The organism is Streptomyces sp. UW30 (genome assembly GCF_008042075.1).
Lineage (GTDB): Bacteria > Actinomycetota > Actinomycetes > Streptomycetales > Streptomycetaceae > Streptomyces.
Genome location: NZ_RDBN01000037.1, coordinates 1764774 through 1782602 on the forward strand (window position 1 = coordinate 1764774; position 17829 = coordinate 1782602).

Genomic DNA, 17829 nt, shown 5'->3' on the forward strand with positions numbered 1-17829 from the left:
CGCGTCTTCGTTACATCTTCATTGCCCCCTGTTGATATGTGCATGACCGAGACGATACTCGTGCGTGCGTGAACCGCTCCAGTGCGAACGGCACAAGGGAGGAAACAGTGATCCTGTTCAGCATTCCCCGAACACGACGCAGACGCCTGGGAGTTGCCACCGCCGCTGCCGGGCTCCTGGCCGCACTGCTCACCGCGCAGCCGGCTGCCGCGACCCCCGATCCGGGGGACGGCCCGGTCGCGGAGCAGGAGGTCTCCGAGAGCACCCGGGCCGAGGTGCGCAGTTCCCTGGCGGACGGCGAGATACCCGGCCAGAACGAGATCGTCCACTCCGACAACATCGAGCACCTGGCCTTCGTCCCCAAGGACGCGCTCCAGGGCACCAATTCGGACCTCGCCTTCCAGGGCCGCTATGCCTTCGCGGGCAACTACGACGGCTTCCGGATCTTCGACATCAGCGACCCGACCGCGCCGAGGACGGTCGCACAGGTCCTGTGCCCCGGCTCGCAGAACGACGTATCCGTCTCCGGTGACCTGCTGTTCCTGTCCACCGACTCCTCGCGCAGCGACAGCAGTTGCAACAGCACCACCCAGCCCGTGACCGAGAAGTCCTCGTGGGAGGGCATGAAGGTCTTCGACATCAGCGACAAGACGAACCCGAAGTACGTCGCCGCCGTCGAGACCGCCTGCGGCTCGCACACCCACACGCTGGTGCCCGAGCGCCGCAACGTCTACATCTACGTCTCCTCGTACTCGCCGGACGCCACCTACCCGGACTGCCAGCCGCCGCACGACGGCATCTCCGTGATCAAGGTGCCGCGCCAGGCGCCCGAGAAGGCGGCGGTGGTGAACTTCCCGGTGCTCTTCCCCGGTGAGGGCCCGGACGGCGGTGGCAACCCCGGCCCGCCCGGCGGCGTCCGCAAGACCACCGGCTGCCACGACATCACGGTGCTGCCCTCGAAGGACCTGGCCGCGGGCGCCTGCATGGGCGACGGCATCCTGCTGTCCATCGAGGACCCGGAGCATCCGAAGGTCATCGACCAGGTCCGGGACGACGTGAACTTCGCGTTCTGGCATTCGGCGACCTTCAACCAGAAGGCGAACAAGGTCGTCTTCACCGACGAACTGGGCGGCGGCGGCGCGGCCACCTGCAACGCGCAGATCGGCCCGGACCGCGSCGCCGACGGCATCTACGACATCATCGGCAAGGGCGACAAGCGCAAGCTGGTCTTCCGCAGCTACTTCAAGATCCCCCGCCACCAGGCCGACACCGAGAACTGCGTCGCCCACAACGGCTCGCTGATCCCGGTCAAGGGCAGGGACATCATGGTCCAGGCCTGGTACCAGGGCGGCGTCTCCGTCTGGGACTTCACCGACTCGGACCGGCCGAAGGAGATCGCGTACTTCGACCGGGGTCCGCTCACCACGGACACCATCAAGTCGGGCGGCTCCTGGTCGTCGTACTACTACAACGGTTACATCTACTCGAACGAGTACGCGAGGGGCTTCGACGTTCTGAAGCTCAACGACCGGCGCACGGCCCCGGCCGGCCGGGTCCACCTGCGCGAACTCAACGTCCAGACACAGCCGGACTACTTCGACTGACCGGACGGATCCGGCTGACCGGAGCGATCCGACCGGCCGTCCGCGCAGTCCGGGGCGGAGCCGGTCGCGAAGAACCGCGACAGATCCGTGTCGCAAGTCCCGCCGGGCACGGCCTCCGTGTCCGGCGGGACGCCCTGCTCCCAGTCGAGCCGGTAGCGCTTGAACAACTCGGCCCGCAGTACCGGCACCGGCATCGGCGCCCCGGGCACCAGCGCCGCGTAGACCGCGCCCATGAGCAGGGCGCGCAGCATCGGATAGTCGGTGTCGGCGTCCGCGGAGCCGTGCCGTACGCAGGTGTCCCGCAGCAGTTCCGCCAGCCGCCGCTGCTCAGGGCACTGCACGAAGCCCTCCGCCTGGAGGATCCCGGCCATGTGCTGGCGCATCAGCACGGGCCGGTCCCGGGCCAGGCCCAGGATCGCGTCGATGGCCCGGGCCATCCGCTCCCGGCCGTCCTCGGTACGCGGTTCGCGCTCCAGCGCCTCCTCCAGCGTGCCGTGCATCAGCCGGTGCACGGCGGACTGGACCAGCTGGCGCTTGCCGGGGAAGTAGTACGACACCAGTCCGCGCGCCGAGCCCGCCCGGTCCGCGATGTCACCGAGCGTGGTGGCCTCGAAGCCCCGCTCGCCGACGAGCTCGACCGCCGCCTGCAAAAGCCGCTCCCGGGAACGCCGCCGCAACTCTTCATTGACCGAGGCGCTGCGCGGGGACATGCTGTAACTCCTGCGTTGACTGGCTGCCAGCCAACTATACTCAGCGCATCCGGCCCGGCCTCGATACGGCCTGGCCGGGGTTGCCGTCTGCCCCGGGCGACACGGGGGATCGTCCGGGGCGGACTCGACCCTCCGGGATGGTCGCCGGAGGCTACTTGTCAGGCCGATTGTGCCGATTGTTCGGCCGGTCGCTCCGCTGCGGGCCGATGCCGTTGGTCCGCGCCCCGGCGCTCACCAGCTCCAGATCCAGCACCGGCCGCAGCCCGTCCGGGCGCTGGGCCGCCGGCAGATGATCCACGAAGTGCACCGCACAGCCCAGGGTCGCCGCACCGCCGTCGGCCCGGCGGTCGTCGCCGACCATGACGACGTCACGCGGATCGGCGTCGAGCGCCGCGCAGGCCGTCCTGAACAGGCGGGGGTCGGGCTTCTGGACGCCGTGCTCGTACGACAGCACGTAGGTGTCCACGTACGGATCGAGGCCGTGCTCCCGGAACACCGGGCGGATGTCCCAGCCGATGTTGCTGACCACGCCCACACCGATACCGCGCTCTCGCAGCGTCCCCAGCACCTCTGCGGTGTCCGGATACGGCACCCAGGCGGCCGGTGCCATGTGGCGGTCGTACAGCATGTCGTGCAACCGGTCGTCGGGGAGCGGCACATGCCGGGAGAGGCCGGTGTAGGCCGCCCGGTGCAGCTCCGCGCTCTTGTCCCGCACTCCCCAGACGCTCGCGACGTCCTCGGGCAGCCAGGAGGGACCGCTCCCGCCCGGCAATGCCCCCATCGCCTCCAGCGCCTGTGCCGCCTCGGCCAACTCGGCCTCGGCGAGCTCCACTCGGGCCTCGGCGAGCGCTCCGCGCAGCCAGGACTCGGTGGACTCGACACGGAAGAGGGTTCCGGAGAAATCGAACAAAACTGCGGTCATGGGTGGATCCTACGGGGCGGTGTTCCGCCGCGCGGGAAGATCGCCGTCATCGGCGACGGGGTGTCCTCGCCCGCGCCGGTACGTCTCTCACCTCGGCTGCCGCGCCCTCGTCCCCGCCCTGCCAGAGGTCGTGCACCCGCACCGCCAGCACCACGACCAGCGCGCCGAGCAGCCAGCCTCCGACGACGTCCGTGGTCCAGTGGACGCCCAGCCAGATCCGGGTGAGCCCGACGCCGGCCACCGAGATCATGGCCAGCGCGACGGCCGTACGCCACAGGGTGCGTTCGGCGCCATGGCGGTGCAGCAGCCACAGCAGCAGACCGCAGACCACCGTGGCCGTCATGGTGTGGCCGGAGGGGTAGGCGGCGTAGTGGGCGGAGTCGACCGGGTCGGTCCAGACCGGGCGGGGGCGGTCGAGCAGGGCCTTGAGGGACTGCTGGACACATGTGGCGAGCAGACATGTGGTCACCAGCCATACGGCCGTCCAGCGCGCGGCTCTGCGCCACACCAGCCAGAGCGCGACCGCGAAGGTCAGGATCCGCATCGTCCATGGATCCCAGACCCAGTCCGTCAGGATGCGGAACGTGTGCGTGACTCCGGGCTTTTCCACCGCCCAGCGGTGCGTGGTGTCCGCGATGGCGTCGTCCACGGTCATCAGCGGGTACCAGCGCACGGCGACCAGCGCGAGCAGCAGCACCGAGCTCAGCGCCAGTGCACCGGCCCAGCGGGAGGTGGCGCGCTCGGCCGGTGGGCGGGGCGGGGACTCGACGGACTGGGTGTGCATACTGCGATCCTCGCCGACCGATGGGGCGAGAGGCCAATGCCGGGGGTGGGTTTGCGACGCCCGCCACAGGGGCAGCGGGTTGTGGCCCGGAGCACCATCGACCGGACGGGTACCGGGTACCCGGCGGTGGATCCGGCTATTCGGGCGTGCACGAACGAGGAGTTCGGCCTACGGCGCCGGCGCAGGGCTCGCGCGTGCCCCCCCGGCATCAGCGTTCCGACGCCCCCCGGACCGCCGCACGCGAGCCTTCTCAGAGGGCGAGCAGCATCGCCACCATCGCGATCCCCATCGACAGCCGGCAGGCCCGCGCCAGTTCCGGTCGGTCGCCCCAGCCGACGCCCCCGCCGGCGGCGGCAACCGGCACCAGCCGGACGCCGCAGAGCAGTACGTATCCCGTGAAGTACACGAGCAGCGCGCCCGTCAGGAGCGGGATGCCTGAACCGCTGTGGCCGCCCTGATGGCCGGGCGAGAGGGCCATAGCGATCGCCATGTAGACCATGGCCGAGGCTCCCACCAGGTGGTGCAGATGGTGCCCGCCCGCCCGTGCGGACCACAGGGCGTGCAGGGCGGCCGTGCCGAATACGGTCGCGAAGACGGGCCAGGCCCACGACGGCGGTGTGAACACCGCGGCGGGCACCGCCATCGTGGCCATGCCGAACCCCATCAGCGCCTCGCCGCCCGCGGCGCGGCGCTGCTCCTCGACGTGGCTGCGCATCCGCAGCAGGCAGTAGACCCCGGTCGCCGCACACAGCGCGACCAGCAGCCAGCCGGGCGAAGCCGGTCCGTGCACGCGCACCTCCCCGCTCGACGGTCTCGGACAGTCCGTCGATGCCCCGGCCGCGCGGCGCGCACGCGAGCGCAAGGGTGTACACGGGGAGCATTCGACGGAGCACGGCAGGTCACTCCATACGTTTTACGAGTAAAACACTTGCTAAGGTGATGGGTATGAGCAGTCGCCTCCCGCTCGCCGGAGTGCTGCGCCTCGGCCGGCCCTCCGACATCTGGTTCAAGCCCGCCCTGAGCGCGGTCGCCGCCGTCGCCCCGCCCAACCTCGCCCTCCTCGCGCTGGGCCGCCTGGACCTGGCCATGTACACCATGGCCGGATCCCTTTGCGCGCTCTACGCCCATGACCGCCCCTACGCCGTCCGGGCCCGCGCCCTGGCGTGGGTCGTGCTGGGCATGCTCGGCGGTCTCGCCGCCGCCCTGCTCGCCGCCTCCCTCACCCGCGATGCCGTCGTGCTGGTCGCCGTCGGCGCGGTGCTGGCTGCCGTGCAGAAGGTGCTGTGCGACGCGACCCGCATCGGCCCGCCGGGCAACGTCGTCCTCACCTTCATCAGCTCCGCCGCCCTGTTCACCCCACAGACCCTCGACCGGATCCCGGGCCACCTCGCGCCGGCCGCAGCGGCCGGCGCCTGGGCATGGCTCGTCGGCATGGCCCCCGGCCTGCTGCGCCCGCACGGCCCCGAACGCCGGGCCACCGCGCGAGCCTTGAACGCGGCCGCCGCACGCGCCGAGGGGCAGGATTCCGCCGACGCCCATGCCGCCGCCGTCATCGCCGTGCAGGCCGCCCGGCAGGCGCTGCCCTGCGCGGCCGGCACCTCCGACACCCACCGCGCCCTTGAACGCCTCGTGGTCCGCGCCGAGGTCGCCCTCGCCGCACCCGCCGACGCCGACCCCGTGCCGCTGCGTATCTGGGCCCGGCAGGTGCGCGGCAACCGGCCGGTGCCCGAGGTCGCCGACCTCACCGGCATCGACACCGAACTCGCCGCGCAGCCAGGCCCGTTGTGGCACCGCCTGCGCCCCCTGGCCCCCCTCGCCGTACGCACCGCCCTCGGCTGCGCCCTGGCCGGATACGCCTCCCTGGCCCTCGGCATCGGCCGCCCCTACTGGGCCCTGGTCACTGCCGCGTCCCTCTACCAGGCGGACCTCGCCCTCACCTGGGGCCGCGGCGTCCAGCGCGTCGTCGGCAACCTGCTCGGCGTCCTCCTCTTCGTCGCGCTGGTCCCCCTCGCCCACACCGGTGAGGTCGCCCTGGTCCTGTGCTGCCTCGCCCTCAACTTCGGCGCCGAGGCACTCATGGGCCGCAACTACTGGCTCGGCAGCGTCTGTGTGACGCCGATGGCGCTGCTGATCACCGAGTTCGCCGGGTTCCAGGAGCCCGGCCGGCTCATCACCGAACGGGTCGTGGACACCCTGGTCGGCGCGCTCGTCGGGCTCGCCGCCGCCGTGGCCGTACCGCACCGGGCGCGGGTCGTGCGTGCCGAGCGCGCGGGACCACGTACGCTCGCCGCTACGGGTCGCAGCCGAGAACCGCACCCGGACCAGCGCACGGGCGACACGACGGAGGGTGTACGGCCATGACGGCGACGAGCGGCGGGCCGACCGGGACGAGACGGGACACGGTGGCCGCGGTGGTCCGGCAGTGGCAGAGCGTCCACCCCGACCTCGACACCGCGCCGATGGAGATCATCGGCCGGATCAACCGCTGCGCCGCTCTCCTCCAGCAGGCCGAGGACGCCCCGCTGCGCCGCGCGGGCCTCAGCCGTCCCGAGTTCGACCTGCTCGGCGCGCTGCGCCGCACCGGCCACGAGCTGACGCCCAGCGAACTCGCCCGCGAGACCTTCTCCTCGGGTGCCGCCGTCACCAAGCGCCTCAAGCAGCTCACCGAGCGGGGTCTGGTCGAGCGCCGCGGCGACACCCGCGACCGGCGCGTCGCCCACCTCCGCCTCACGGACGCGGGACGGGACCTCGTCGACGGCGTCCTGCCGGAGCAGCTCGCCTACGAGACGTCCGTACTGTCCGAGCTCGCCCCCGGCGGGCGCAGCGAACTCGCCTCCCTGCTCGGCGAGTTGCTCGGCCGGCTGGAGGGGCGCTTGGGCGCGCTGCGCGCCTGACCCTGCCTGAGGCCGTCAGGTCTCGTCGGGTGACCGGTACACGCCGAACACCGCACCCTGTGGATCCCGCAGGACCCCGATGCGCCGCCCGTTGGGCATCGAGGCGGGCTCCTTGAGCACCGTGCCGCCCGACTGCGCCGCGACCGTGGCCGCGGTGTCCGCGTCCGCGACGGAGAAGTACGGCAGCCAGTGCGCCGGCACCTCGTGCGGGAACTTGTCGTCCATCCTCACCATGCCACCGAAGTCGGCGCCGGCGATGCCCCACTGCGTGTAGTGCTCCGAGGCGTTGACGGTCCAGCCGAACACCGTCGTGTAGAACTCCACGGCCCGCTCGGGCGCCCGGGTCATCAGCTCCACCCAGCCCAGCGAGCCGGGCGCGTTGAGGAGCCCCGCGCCCGGGAACGACCGCGCCTGCCAGAGCTGGAACACCGCTCCCGTGGGGTCCACGGCCACCGCGAAGCGGCCCACGTCGAGCACGTCCATCGGGCCGACCAGCACCGTGCCGCCCTCCTGCGACACCTGCTCGGCGACGGCGTCGGCGTCCTGCACCGCGAAGGACACGTTCCACGCCACCGGCTGCCCCTCCTGGTACAACGGGGTCAGCGCGGCCACCGCCGCGTCCCCGAGATGCGCGACCGTGTAGCCGCCCGCCTCCTGACGCGGATCGGTCTCGGCGCGCCAGCCGAACAGCCCCTCGTAGAACCGTTTGGCCCCGGCCATGTCACTGGTGCCGAGCTCCGTCCAGCAGGGCCCGCCGTTCACCGGCCTGTCGAGCTTCATGGCGTCCTCCCACCAAGGAATCCCCTCCCACAAGGAAACCCCCCTCCAGCACGCTATGCCCGGCCCACGGCCCGGGCCATCCGGCGCGAAACCACTGGAGCCCGGCGCCGCCGCCGACGTACCCTCGACCCCGTACCGCACCGCGTGGCGGCCTCCAGCCCGACATCCCGATCCGGAGGTCCCGTATGCCCGCGCTCGAGGTGCGCCCCTTCCGTCGCGCCGACCGCGACCAGCTCACCGAACTGATCAACCTGCACGTCGCAGCCGTCGTCCCCGGCGTCTCCGTCTCCGTGAACACCGTGCCCAGCGCCCTGGAGCGGCAGCCGCACGAGTTCGTCACCGACCCCTGGGTGAGCCGGCGCGTGACCCTCGTCGCCGAGCAGCGCGACCACGTCGTGGCCGCCGCGCATCTGCTGCGCTACCGGGCGGACGACGGGGTGGGCGCGACCTACCGGGGCAGCGCCGAGATCGACTGGTTCGTCTTCCGCCCGCCTTCTTCTGGCCGGACTCCGCCGAGGCCGCCGACCTGCTGATGACCGCATGTCTGGCACAGCTGGCCCGCTGGGGCGTGTGCGCCCGGCACGCGAGCGGCGAACTCCCCGCCCCGGCCGTCTACGGCCCGCCCCGCACCCGGCCCCACATCCGATCCCTCTACGAACGCGCGGGCTTCCGGCACGTCGGCGACACCGAGGTCATCCTGATCGCGCGGGTGGCCGACCTGCCGCCGCACGAGCCGGGCCGGGGCGTCACCGTCGACCGCACGCTGGGGAGTGCGGCACCCGCTTCACGGCGTACGCCGACGGCCGCGCTCTCGGCCACATCGAGGTCGACACGACCCTGTCCCGGCCGGAACGTCACACCCGGGGCGCCGCCCTCGCCGACATCGGCAACCTGCACGTCGACCCGTCGGCGAACGCCGAGGAACTGGAACACCGGCTGCTCGGCGAGGCCGCCCAGTGGCTGCGGCTGTGCGGTGCGGACCGGCTCCTGGCCTACGAGCCGGCGGATGCCACCGCGCCGATCGACCGCCTGACCTCGGCCGGCTTCCGGGAACTGACCCGCACCGACCGGGGCTGGGAACATCGGCCCTAGATCCCCGGGCGATACCGCAGCGGATGGTCCGCCGGAATCTCCACCAGCACGATCGGCGTCCCGTCCGGGTCGGCGATCCACATCTCGATCAGTCCCCAGGGCTCCTTCACCGGCGGCCGCACGATCCCGACGCCCTTCGCCACCAGCTCCTCGTGCGCGGCGGCGACGTCCTCGACCTGCATCCACAGCCGCACGGCCGCGGACGCCGGCGCCTCGGCACGCCCCGAGACCTCCAGGAAGCCACCGCCGAGGAAGTAGACGGTGCCGCGCTCGGGCCCGGTCCCGAACTCGCGGTAGACGGCGAGGCCCAGTTGCTCGCCGTAGAAGACACGGGACCGTTCGGGATCGGTGGGGCGCAGCAGGGTCCTGCCGCTCAGTACGTGCACCATGCAGCCGGAGCGTAGCGGCGCGTTAGGCTCAGCGGTGCCCGAGCCGCGCCCGAGATGGGGAGAACCGCACCATGGACACCGCCGCGCCCGACGCCTCCGCCGGACTCGTCTTCCGTGATGCCACCGACGCCGACGTGGACACGCTGGTCGCGCTGATCGAGTCCGCGTATCGCGGGGACTCCAGCCGGACCGGGTGGACCACCGAGGCGGACATCCTCGAAGGGCAGCGCACCGACCCGGAAGGCGTGCTGGACGTCATCAAGTCGCCCGACAGCCGGCTGCTCACCGTCGAGCAGGACGGGCAGGTCGTCGCCTGCTGCCAGGTCGAACACCGCGGCGACCACGCCTACTTCGGGATGTTCGCGGTCAGCCCGGCACTCCAGGGCGCCGGCCTCGGCAAGGTCATCATCGCCCAGGCGGAGCGGCTGGCCCGCGAGACGTGGGGCGCGACCGAGATGCACATGACGGTGATCTCCGTACGCGACGACCTCATCGCCTGGTACGAGCGGCGCGGCTACCGCCGTACGGGCCGGATGACTCCGTTCCCGTACGGCGACGAGCGCTTCGGCATCCCACAGCGCGCCGACCTTCAGTTCGAGCTCCTGGTCAAGGAGCTCGGCTGATCGCCCCGGAGGGGCAACGCCCCTTCAGGGGCGACCAGCCACGACGGAGCCGCAGGCGAGGGACGACGCACTGCGGCTCGACCCGGCGGAGTGGTCACGCCGTGAAGCGGCCGGTGCGTTTGATCTCCGGATAGTCCGTGGTCGCGCCGTCCAGTCCCAGGGCCCGTACGAGACGCAGGTGGTCCTGGGTGTTCACCACCCAGCCGATGATCCTCAGATCCGCCTTGCGGGCGCGCTCCACGACCTCCAGGGTGAGCCGGCGGATGTTCAGACAGACTGTCGCCGCGCCCACCTCGACGGCCCGGTCCACGATGTCCGTGCCGTAGCGGCTGGCGATCAGCGCGGTGCGTACCCCGGGCACGAGGCGGGCGATCTCGGCGACGGCGTCGTCGTGGAACGAGGACACCTCGACCCGGGGGGCCAGGTCCCGGTCGTTCATCACCTCCGCGAGCGCCCGGGCCGCGGCCACGTCCTTGATCTCGGCCTGGAGCGGGGTCCGCACGGCGTCCAGGACCTCTTCGAAGACCGGCACGCGCTCACCGCGGCCCGCGTCCAGGGCGCGCAGTTCGGAGAGGGTCTTGTCGGCGATCGGGCCGGTTCCGTCGGTCGTGCGGTCCACATCGGTGTCGTGCATGACGACGAGGGCGCCGTCCTTGCTGAGGTGGAGATCCAGTTCGATGACATCGAGGCCGGCCTGCTGGGCCGCGACGAAGGACCGGAGGGTGTTCTCGGGTTCGACACCCATGACTCCGCGGTGACCGATGGTAAGGAAGTTCAAGGTTCAACTCGCTTCCGTCGACGGCGGCGGGGGGAGCGCACGCGAACCGGAGCGGATTGTTCGCGTGGCCGAGCCGCAGCCTAGTGGCCAGTGCGCGTGATGAACCCCACGTGTACGCAGGGTTTGCAGCGATGGACATGTCGTGCCTGGATCGCGCCCTTGTGGGTGGTCACCCTGGCGTGGGCGAGTCCCCCAAGGGATTGACCGGATGTCGCCGGTCGGCTCCGCGTATGCCCACTGGGTGCCTGAGTAATCGCCGTCGCGACGTCCAACAGGAAAAAGTTCGGTGACCTTGGGGGTGCACAGGATAATTTCCCGGGCCTCCTCTTGCTGGGAGAAACCTCGTGCGCATACGGTGTCCATACGCGAGGTTCTCCCGTGGAGGATGGGACATGACGGAAATTCTTGTGCAGGCGGCTTCGGAGGATCGGGTTCCTCCCGTGACCAGGGTGGTTGAGCACCCGGCGTGGCCGGTGCTCAAGGATGCCGTGGAGCTGATCCGGCCATGGCAGTCCAAGGACGGATCGATCGACTTCGAGGCCGAGGGCGCGCCCGCACGGGCCGACGCCGAGGCGGCCGTACGGCGTGTCGTGGTGGCCGTCGAGGAGCTGTCGCCGCTGCTGCCGCACGACGCGGCCTACCACGCGGCCCTCGTGAAGGACCTCGGCCGCTGGGCCGAGGGCGGCTTCGAGGTGCCCGACTTCCTCGATTCGCTGCTGGCCTTCCAGCCCGCCGCGGGCCGCGCGGACGGCCTGCAGCACCTGGTCGTCTTCCCGATGTACACGCAGAACGGCAACCCCGACCGCAACCTCGAAGCGGTCGTGCTGCGCATGGTCTGGCCGGACTGGCTGGCCGAGCTGGAGCGCACCCGCTACGACAACCCGCTGTTCTGCGGCATCAAGTTCGAGGACTTCACGGCCGGCTACGACACCAACTCCGCCGTCCTCTTCCCGGAGACGATCGCCGTGCGCCAGGCGCCGGAGCGCTTCAGCTGGGGCGGCATCTTCTGCGACCGCGAGGCCGCCCGCTTCCGCCGCGTCACCGACGCCGCCGTCGACATACTGGGCCTGGACCTGCCCGAGGACATCGCCGCGATGGTCCACGACCAGAAGCGCTGCGAAGAGGCGTTCGTGCTGTGGGACATGGTTCACGACCGCACCCACAGCCACGGCGACCTGCCGTTCGACCCGTTCATGATCAAGCAGCGCCAGCCGTTCTGGATGTACGGCCTGGAGGAGCTGCGCTGTGACCTCACCGCCTTCAAGGAGGCCGTGAAGCTCCAGGCCGACGGCGTCCCGCAGGCCCGTGACGTGCAGTACGCCGTGCTGCTCGACCGCATGTTCCGCTTCCCGGTCACCGGTGAGCGCGTGCGCAACTACGACGGCCTCGGCGGACAGCTGCTCTTCGCCTACCTGCACAAGCACGACGTGGTGCGCTGGATCGACAACAAGCTGCACATCGACTGGGACCGCGCCCCGCAGGTCACCAACCAGCTGTSCGCCGACATCGAGAAGCTCTACCGCGACGGCATCGACCGCCCGAAGCTCGTCCACTGGTTCGCCGGCTACGAGCTCGTCTCCACCTACCTCGCCCCGCACCCGGGATCGCGCTGGGCCAAGGGCCCGGACGCCCTGGACCTGACCCAGCCGCCCCGCAAACTCGTCGATGACGTGCTTCCGGACGAGTTTCCACTGAGCATGTTCTATGAGGCCCTCTCCAAGAAGCTGAAGAACGTGATCGCCTCCACCAAGGGCATCACGGCGGAGAGCGCCGAGCGAGTCGCCGCGTGAGCGACCGCACCATGAATACTGCTCAGGAGGCGAAGAAGATGGCGGGGAACGGAGCTCTCAACGGTGCGGTGATCGCGGTGGCGGGCGCGGGCGGGCCCGCGGGCCGTGCGGCGCTGCTCCGGCTGGCCGAGGCGGGCGCGACCGTGGTCGGCGCGGACAACGATCCCGAGCGGCTCGCGGAGGCCGTGGACGCGGCCCGCTACGCCTCCGGCGGCGCGACCGTCACCGGCGAGCCCGTCGACCTGCTCGACCTCCAGTCCACCCGCGACTGGGCCGACCACATCGAGAAGGACTTCGGCCGTATCGACGGCCTGGTCCACCTCGTCGGCGGCTGGCGCGGCAGCGAGACCTTCATCAAGACGAGCCTCGACGACTGGGACTTCCTGGAGCTGCTGCTCATCCGCACCGTGCAGCACACCTCGCTCGCCTTCTACGAGGCCCTCCAGCGCAGCGACCGCGGACGGTACGTGCTGATCAGCGCCGCCGGCGCGACGAACCCGACCGCGGGCAACGCCTCCTACGCAGCCGCCAAGGCCGCCGCCGAGGCCTGGACGCTCGCGCTCGCCGACGCCTTCCGCAAGGCCGGGGGCGCCGAGGACCTGACGTCCGCGGCTGCCATCCTGGTGGTGAAGGCGCTGGTGCACGACGCGATGCGCGCCGACCGCCCCAACGCGAAGTTCGCGGGCTTCACGGACGTCAAGGACCTGGCCGATGCCGTCGTCGGCGTCTGGGACAAGCCCGCCGCCGAAGTGAACGGAAACCGCCTGTGGCTGACCGAGAAGCCGTGAACCCACCGAAGACCGACGCCCGTCGCCACCACGACCCGGACGTCCGCGGCTTCGCCAGTGACAACTACGCCGGCGCCCACCCGGAGGTGCTGGCCGCCCTTGCCCTGGCCAACGGTGGGCACCAGGTCGCGTACGGCGAGGACGACTACACCGAGAACCTCCAGCGGATCGTGCGCAGCCACTTCGGCGCCACGGCCGAGGCGTTCCCGGTGTTCAACGGCACCGGCGCCAACGTCGTCGCGCTCCAGGCGGTCACCGACCGCTGGGGCGCGGTGATCTGCGCCGAGAGCGCGCACATCCACGTCGACGAGGGCGGCGCCCCGGAGCGGATGGGCGGCCTGAAGCTGCTCACCGTGCCCACGCCGGACGGCAAGCTCACCCCTGACCTGATCGACAAGCAGGCGTACGGCTGGGAGGACGAGCACCGGGCGATGCCGCAGGTCGTCTCGATCACCCAGAGCACCGAACTGGGCACCCTCTACACGCCGGACGAGATCCGCGCGATCTGCGACCACGCCCATGCGCACGGCATGAAGGTGCACCTGGACGGTTCGCGGATAGCCAACGCCGCCGCCTCGCTGAACGTGCCCATGCGGACGTTCACCAACGCGGTCGGCGTCGACATCCTCTCCCTCGGCGGCACGAAGAACGGCGCTCTGTTCGGTGAGGCGGTCGTCGTCCTCAACCAGGACGCCGTCAGCCACATGAAGCACCTGCGCAAGCTGTCCATGCAGCTCGCCTCCAAGATGCGCTTCGTGTCGGTGCAGTTGGAGGCCCTGCTCGCCAAGGACCTGTGGCTGCGCAACGCCCGGCACGCCAACGAGATGGCGCAGCGCCTCGCCGAGGGCGTCCGTGCCGTCCACGGCGTGGAGATCCTCTACCCGGTGCAGGCCAACGGCATCTTCGCCAAGCTCCCCCATGACGTGAGCGAGCGCCTCCAGAAGAGGTTCCGTTTCTACTTCTGGGACGAGGCTGCCGGTGTCGTGCGCTGGATGTGCGCGTTCGACACGACCGAGGACGACGTGGACGCGTTCGTGGCGGCGCTGAAGGAGGAGATGGCGCGCTAGCGGACGTCGTCCGTCAGTTGACCACGATCTGCGCCCTGTTGTTGCGCAGGTTCGGGTCGAACCTGCTGATGGGCAGCTCCGGTTCGTCGTTGAGGGTCTCGACGGTGGTGCGCGCCCCGCGTACCACCTGGTCGATCCTCAGCCGCACCTCCACCCGGTGGGACGCCCCGTCGCGCAGGTAGGTCGGCGTCCAGCAGAAGTACGTCGTGACGGGCGTCCCTTCCTCGGACGGCGGCAGCGGCGAGCACTCCTCCGGTACACCGACGATCGTCGTGCCCTCGGGCGCCTGGATCCGCACCACCGCCACGGGTGCGCCCGCACCCAGCGACGCCACCCATGCCGGGCCCCGGTTGTGCACGGTGACGGCGGCGGTCACGGTGTCACCGGCTGCCCCGCGCACCCTGCTGCCGGTGAGCTTCAGGTCGGCGGTGTTCCTGGCGTCGAGGATGACGACCCGGTAGTTGTCCGACAGATCGATGTCGTCCTCCCCGGCGACGGCCGGCGCCGCCGCCACGGGGCCAAGGTTCAGCTCGGGACCCGTCCCCGGGGTCCAGGTCCACTCACCGCGGGCTTCTTCGAGGGCCTGGTCCGAATACGGCAGTACGGAGTGGTCGAACCGCTCGTACAGCGCCCTGCGTTCCACGCGCAGACCGGTCGTCAGCGCGTACCGCTCGCCCGGAGCCACCGGCTCGTCCAGCACACACAGCGCGGACTCTCCGGTCGCGTGCTGCCGGTACTCACAGTTGGAGTGCCGCTCCTTGAAGCGCAGTCCGTACGACGCGTTGATCCACAGCAGCGTCCGCTGTACGGCGCGGTTGCCGTTGTTGCCGACCGTCGCACTCACCCGGGTGTTCGTTCCGGGCCTGAGATCCCGCTGGTACTCGGCCTGGCTCAGACCGAGGTCCGGACCGTCGCCCAGGCTGACCCGCGTCTCCGCGGGGAACGCCGTCAGCTCGCCGGCGGTCGCGCTGTAGCGCACGTACCCGGAGGCGGCGAGGTCCGCGTCCGGCAGTGCGCTCAGGCCGAGTCGGGCCGCCGTCACGAGGTCCGTCCCGGCCGGCATCCCCGGGAAATCGCAGACCGCCTTCACCGCCGACTCCGGCACACAGTTCGAGGGCCACGACACCCGCGCGAAGGAGGCGACCTCGCTCGCGTCCACGGTCAGCCGGCCGGGCTCGACCTCGTTCTCGGTGTTGTCGTGGCGGACCTGCGCCGTGAGCGTGCGCTCGGCCGGGCCACCCGAGCCCTGCGCCGGCAGCACGGACTCCGACGGCACGTCGATCCACAACTGGTCGGACGCGGCGTGGACGGGCCCGGCCCCGACCGCGACAACAGCGCAGCCGGCGAGCGCGGCTCCGAGCAGACGATGTTTCATGATTCCCCCTGGTCGATGAACTGGTCGTTGAACTCGTCAGTGATCCGGTCGGTGACGAGACCGGCGACGTGGGGGATGGGTTGTAGCCGCGCGTGGGGGTTGCGGCGAAGTTCGGCCGTTTTGACATCACTGCATAGCTATGCGCTCTGATGCAATTCAATTGACGGTCGACTCGGCCGCCGCCTACCCTTTCCAGTCATGCAGATGATCCAGGAAACCGCAGATCTCTCCGCCTACTTGGCCGCCGACGAGGTGATCGACCATCACCATCCGCTCGTGCGTGAGACGGCTGCCAGGCTCGCCGACGGGGTGGCGGACTCGTATGAGTATGCGCGGGCGGCTTTCGAGTTCGTCCGCGACGCCATCCCGCACTCGCAGGACTCCGGTGACCTCCGGGTCACCTGGCGCGCCTCCGACGTCCTGGAGCAGGGGACCGGCATCTGCTACGCCAAGGCCCACGCGTTCGCCGCGCTGCTGCGGGCCGAGGACATCCCGACCGCGCTCTGCTATCAGCAGTTCGACGTGGTGCACGGTCTGGTCGCCGTGCGCTTCAACGGGGCCTGGCACCGGCAGGATCCGCGGGGCAACAAGCCGGGCGTCGACGCGCAGTTCTCGCTCGACGGTGAACGGCTGGCCTTCACGCCCGACCCGGAGTTCAATGAGCTGGACTATCCGGTCCTGTATGCTGCACCTCATCCGGTGGTGCTCGATGCCCTCAAGGCGGCCCCCGACCGGCCTCACCTGTGGCGGATACTCCCCACCGCACTCTGATCCCCGGGAGAAGGCGGACGATGACCCTCACGCTGACCGTGTCCGACGAGGTGCGCGCGCTCGCGCCCGGCTTCACGCACATCGCCATCGAGGCGCACGGGCTGGTCAACGGCCCGAGCACGGACGAGAGTTCCGCGCTCCTCGACGACGCGGCAAGGCGTCTCGCCGTACGCCTGGACGGGCGCGCACCGCACGAGGACCCGCACATGGTGGCCTGGCGGGAGGCGTACACGGCGTTCGGATCGAAGCCGTCACGCACCCGCAACTCCGCGGAGGCGCTGGCCAAGCGGGCCCTGTCGGAGTCGGGGCTGCCCCGGATCAACCTGCTCGTGGACGTCTACAACGCCATCAGCGTCGCCCATCTCATCCCCGTGGGCGGCGAGGACATCGACCGCATCGAGGGCGGCATGCACCTGGTGCGCGCCACCGGCGAGGAGGACTTCGTCACCGTCGCCGGCGGCGAGGAGGTCGTCGAGCACCCGGACGCGGGCGAGGTCGTGTGGCGCGACGAGGCGGGCGTGACCTGCCGCCGCTGGAACTGGCGCCAGGGCCCGCGCACCCGCCTCACCGAGGAGACGGTGTCCGGAATCTTCCTGCTGGAGAGCATGACGCCGATGCCCGTGGCCGACGTCGAGAACGCGGCGACCGAACTCGCGGGCCTACTGGAGAAGTTCAGCCCCGGAGCACGGATCGAGGTCCGGCCGGCGGCCTCCTGAACCAGCCGGGCGTCAGTGCGCCTCGGCCGCGCGCACCTGCTCCGGCGTCGGGGCCGTACCGCCCAGGTGGGCCGGCATCCACCAGGTGTCGGTCGCGTCCTTGGGGCGGACGGGGTAGGCGCGCTGGGCGGCCTCCAGGAGTTCCTGGACGCGCTCGCGGAGCTGGCGGGTGATCGCGCCGGCGTACTTGTCCTTGGAGGCCTCGATGGCCTCGCCGACGCGGATGGTGATGGGGGTGTGGCTGCGCTTGAAGTTGCGCGGGTGGCCCTTGGTCCACAGGCGCTGGGTGCCCCACACGGCCATCGGGATCAGCGGGACGCCCGCCTCCTGGGCCATCCGGGCGGCGCCCGACTTGAAGCTCTTCAGCGTGAACGACTGCGAGATCGTGGCCTCGGGAAAGACGCCGACGATCTCGCCGGACCGCAGCGAGTCCAGCGCGTGGGCGTAGGCCGCCTCACCCTGCTTGCGGTCCACCGGGATGTGCTTCATGCCGCGCATCAGCGGACCGGAGATCTTGTGCCGGAACACCGACTCCTTCGCCATGAAGCGCACGAGGCGCTTTTGCGGGAGGGCCGCCAGGCCGTCGAAGACGAAGTCCAGATAGCTGATGTGGTTGCTCACCAGCACAGCGCCGCCCGAGCGCGGAATGTTCTCCGATCCCTTGCAGTCGATCTTGAGGTCCCACACCTTGAACAGTGTCTGGGCGAAACCGACGACGGGACGGTAGACAAGCTCTGCCATGGACG

General features: G+C 70.9%; 20 protein-coding genes. 11 read left to right on the forward strand and 9 right to left on the reverse strand.

Going from position 1 to position 17829, the window contains the following annotated elements; genetic code table 11:
• The first annotated feature begins 107 nt into the window (after positions 1-107).
• Complete coding sequence (locus EAO75_RS26810; protein WP_147997566.1) at positions 108-1604, forward strand: LVIVD repeat-containing protein; 1497 nt, start codon at positions 108-110, stop codon at positions 1602-1604.
• Here EAO75_RS26810 and EAO75_RS26815 read toward each other — a convergent pair.
• The 4 genes from EAO75_RS26815 to EAO75_RS26830 form a co-directional block, all read right to left on the reverse strand.
• Complete coding sequence (locus EAO75_RS26815; RefSeq protein ID WP_147997567.1) at positions 1592-2314, reverse strand: TetR/AcrR family transcriptional regulator; 723 nt, start codon at positions 2312-2314, stop codon at positions 1592-1594. The two genes, EAO75_RS26810 and EAO75_RS26815, sit on opposite strands and share 13 nt — an antisense overlap.
• A gap of 151 nt (positions 2315-2465) precedes the next feature.
• Positions 2466-3236: an HAD family hydrolase gene (locus tag EAO75_RS26820; protein ID WP_147997568.1), complete on the reverse strand. Its 771-nt coding sequence runs from the start codon at positions 3234-3236 to the stop codon at positions 2466-2468.
• Between the two features lie 46 nt (positions 3237-3282).
• A complete protein-coding gene (locus tag EAO75_RS26825) occupies positions 3283-4020 on the reverse strand; it encodes a phosphatase PAP2 family protein (protein WP_147997569.1) in 738 nt (245 codons plus the stop codon).
• A gap of 250 nt (positions 4021-4270) precedes the next feature.
• On the reverse strand, positions 4271-4810 hold the full coding sequence (locus EAO75_RS26830; RefSeq protein WP_147997570.1) for a DUF5134 domain-containing protein: 540 nt from the start codon (positions 4808-4810) through the stop codon (positions 4271-4273).
• 155 nt (positions 4811-4965) lie between these two features.
• On the opposite strand from EAO75_RS26830, the gene EAO75_RS26835 reads away from it, so the two are divergent.
• On the forward strand, positions 4966-6381 hold the full coding sequence (locus EAO75_RS26835; RefSeq protein ID WP_147997571.1) for an FUSC family protein: 1416 nt from the start codon (positions 4966-4968) through the stop codon (positions 6379-6381).
• Positions 6378-6914 carry a MarR family winged helix-turn-helix transcriptional regulator gene (locus tag EAO75_RS26840; protein ID WP_147997572.1) on the forward strand — a complete coding sequence of 179 codons (537 nt, stop codon included), beginning with the start codon at positions 6378-6380 and terminating at the stop codon, positions 6912-6914. The genes EAO75_RS26835 and EAO75_RS26840 overlap by 4 nt, the downstream gene beginning before the upstream one ends.
• A 15-nt stretch (positions 6915-6929) precedes the next feature.
• Here EAO75_RS26840 and EAO75_RS26845 read toward each other — a convergent pair whose 3' ends face one another.
• Positions 6930-7694 (reverse strand): VOC family protein, encoded by a 765-nt coding sequence (locus tag EAO75_RS26845; RefSeq protein ID WP_147997573.1) that lies wholly within the window; start codon positions 7692-7694, stop codon positions 6930-6932.
• 185 nt (positions 7695-7879) lie between these two features.
• On the opposite strand from EAO75_RS26845, the gene EAO75_RS48285 reads away from it, so the two are divergent.
• Together EAO75_RS48285 and EAO75_RS48290 are read left to right on the forward strand one after the other, a co-directional pair.
• The gene (locus EAO75_RS48285) at positions 7880-8227 is read left to right on the forward strand and encodes a hypothetical protein (RefSeq protein ID WP_315987362.1); all 348 of its coding nucleotides are present in this window, start codon (positions 7880-7882) and stop codon (positions 8225-8227) included.
• Positions 8228-8234: 7 nt separating this feature from the next.
• Positions 8235-8786: a hypothetical protein gene (locus EAO75_RS48290; RefSeq protein ID WP_315987363.1), complete on the forward strand. Its 552-nt coding sequence runs from the start codon at positions 8235-8237 to the stop codon at positions 8784-8786.
• Here EAO75_RS48290 and EAO75_RS26855 read toward each other — a convergent pair.
• Positions 8783-9175 (reverse strand): VOC family protein, encoded by a 393-nt coding sequence (locus tag EAO75_RS26855; protein ID WP_147997574.1) that lies wholly within the window; start codon positions 9173-9175, stop codon positions 8783-8785. The two genes, EAO75_RS48290 and EAO75_RS26855, sit on opposite strands and share 4 nt — an antisense overlap.
• A 71-nt stretch (positions 9176-9246) precedes the next feature.
• On the opposite strand from EAO75_RS26855, the gene EAO75_RS26860 reads away from it, so the two are divergent.
• Positions 9247-9798: a GNAT family N-acetyltransferase gene (locus EAO75_RS26860; protein WP_147997575.1), complete on the forward strand. Its 552-nt coding sequence runs from the start codon at positions 9247-9249 to the stop codon at positions 9796-9798.
• Positions 9799-9892: 94 nt separating this feature from the next.
• Here EAO75_RS26860 and EAO75_RS26865 read toward each other — a convergent pair whose 3' ends face one another.
• Positions 9893-10576, reverse strand: a complete 684-nt coding sequence (locus EAO75_RS26865) for a glycerophosphodiester phosphodiesterase (RefSeq protein ID WP_147997576.1) — start codon at positions 10574-10576, stop codon at positions 9893-9895.
• Positions 10577-10968: 392 nt separating this feature from the next.
• Here EAO75_RS26865 and EAO75_RS26870 point away from each other — a divergent pair, with 392 nt between their 5' ends.
• The 3 genes from EAO75_RS26870 to EAO75_RS26880 are packed head-to-tail and all read left to right on the forward strand — an operon-like array spanning position 10969 to position 14221.
• The gene (locus tag EAO75_RS26870) at positions 10969-12366 is read left to right on the forward strand and encodes a DUF6421 family protein (RefSeq protein ID WP_147997577.1); all 1398 of its coding nucleotides are present in this window, start codon (positions 10969-10971) and stop codon (positions 12364-12366) included.
• Positions 12367-12404: 38 nt separating this feature from the next.
• Positions 12405-13154: an SDR family oxidoreductase gene (locus EAO75_RS26875; RefSeq protein ID WP_147998095.1), complete on the forward strand. Its 750-nt coding sequence runs from the start codon at positions 12405-12407 to the stop codon at positions 13152-13154.
• Positions 13151-14221 carry a threonine aldolase family protein gene (locus EAO75_RS26880; RefSeq protein WP_147997578.1) on the forward strand — a complete coding sequence of 357 codons (1071 nt, stop codon included), beginning with the start codon at positions 13151-13153 and terminating at the stop codon, positions 14219-14221. The genes EAO75_RS26875 and EAO75_RS26880 overlap by 4 nt, the downstream gene beginning before the upstream one ends.
• Before the next feature lie 13 nt (positions 14222-14234).
• Here EAO75_RS26880 and EAO75_RS26885 read toward each other — a convergent pair whose 3' ends face one another.
• Positions 14235-15596: a hypothetical protein gene (locus EAO75_RS26885; protein WP_147997579.1), complete on the reverse strand. Its 1362-nt coding sequence runs from the start codon at positions 15594-15596 to the stop codon at positions 14235-14237.
• 198 nt (positions 15597-15794) lie between these two features.
• On the opposite strand from EAO75_RS26885, the gene EAO75_RS26890 reads away from it, so the two are divergent.
• Together EAO75_RS26890 and EAO75_RS26895 are read left to right on the forward strand one after the other, a co-directional pair.
• The gene (locus EAO75_RS26890) at positions 15795-16367 is read left to right on the forward strand and encodes a transglutaminase-like domain-containing protein (RefSeq protein ID WP_147997580.1); all 573 of its coding nucleotides are present in this window, start codon (positions 15795-15797) and stop codon (positions 16365-16367) included.
• Positions 16368-16387: 20 nt separating this feature from the next.
• Positions 16388-17083: a B3/4 domain-containing protein gene (locus EAO75_RS26895; RefSeq protein ID WP_147997581.1), complete on the forward strand. Its 696-nt coding sequence runs from the start codon at positions 16388-16390 to the stop codon at positions 17081-17083.
• A gap of 12 nt (positions 17084-17095) precedes the next feature.
• Here EAO75_RS26895 and EAO75_RS26900 read toward each other — a convergent pair whose 3' ends face one another.
• Entirely contained in the window at positions 17096-17824 is a 729-nt protein-coding gene (locus tag EAO75_RS26900; protein ID WP_147997582.1) for a lysophospholipid acyltransferase family protein, read from the reverse strand.
• Between the last annotated feature and the right edge of the window lie 5 nt (positions 17825-17829).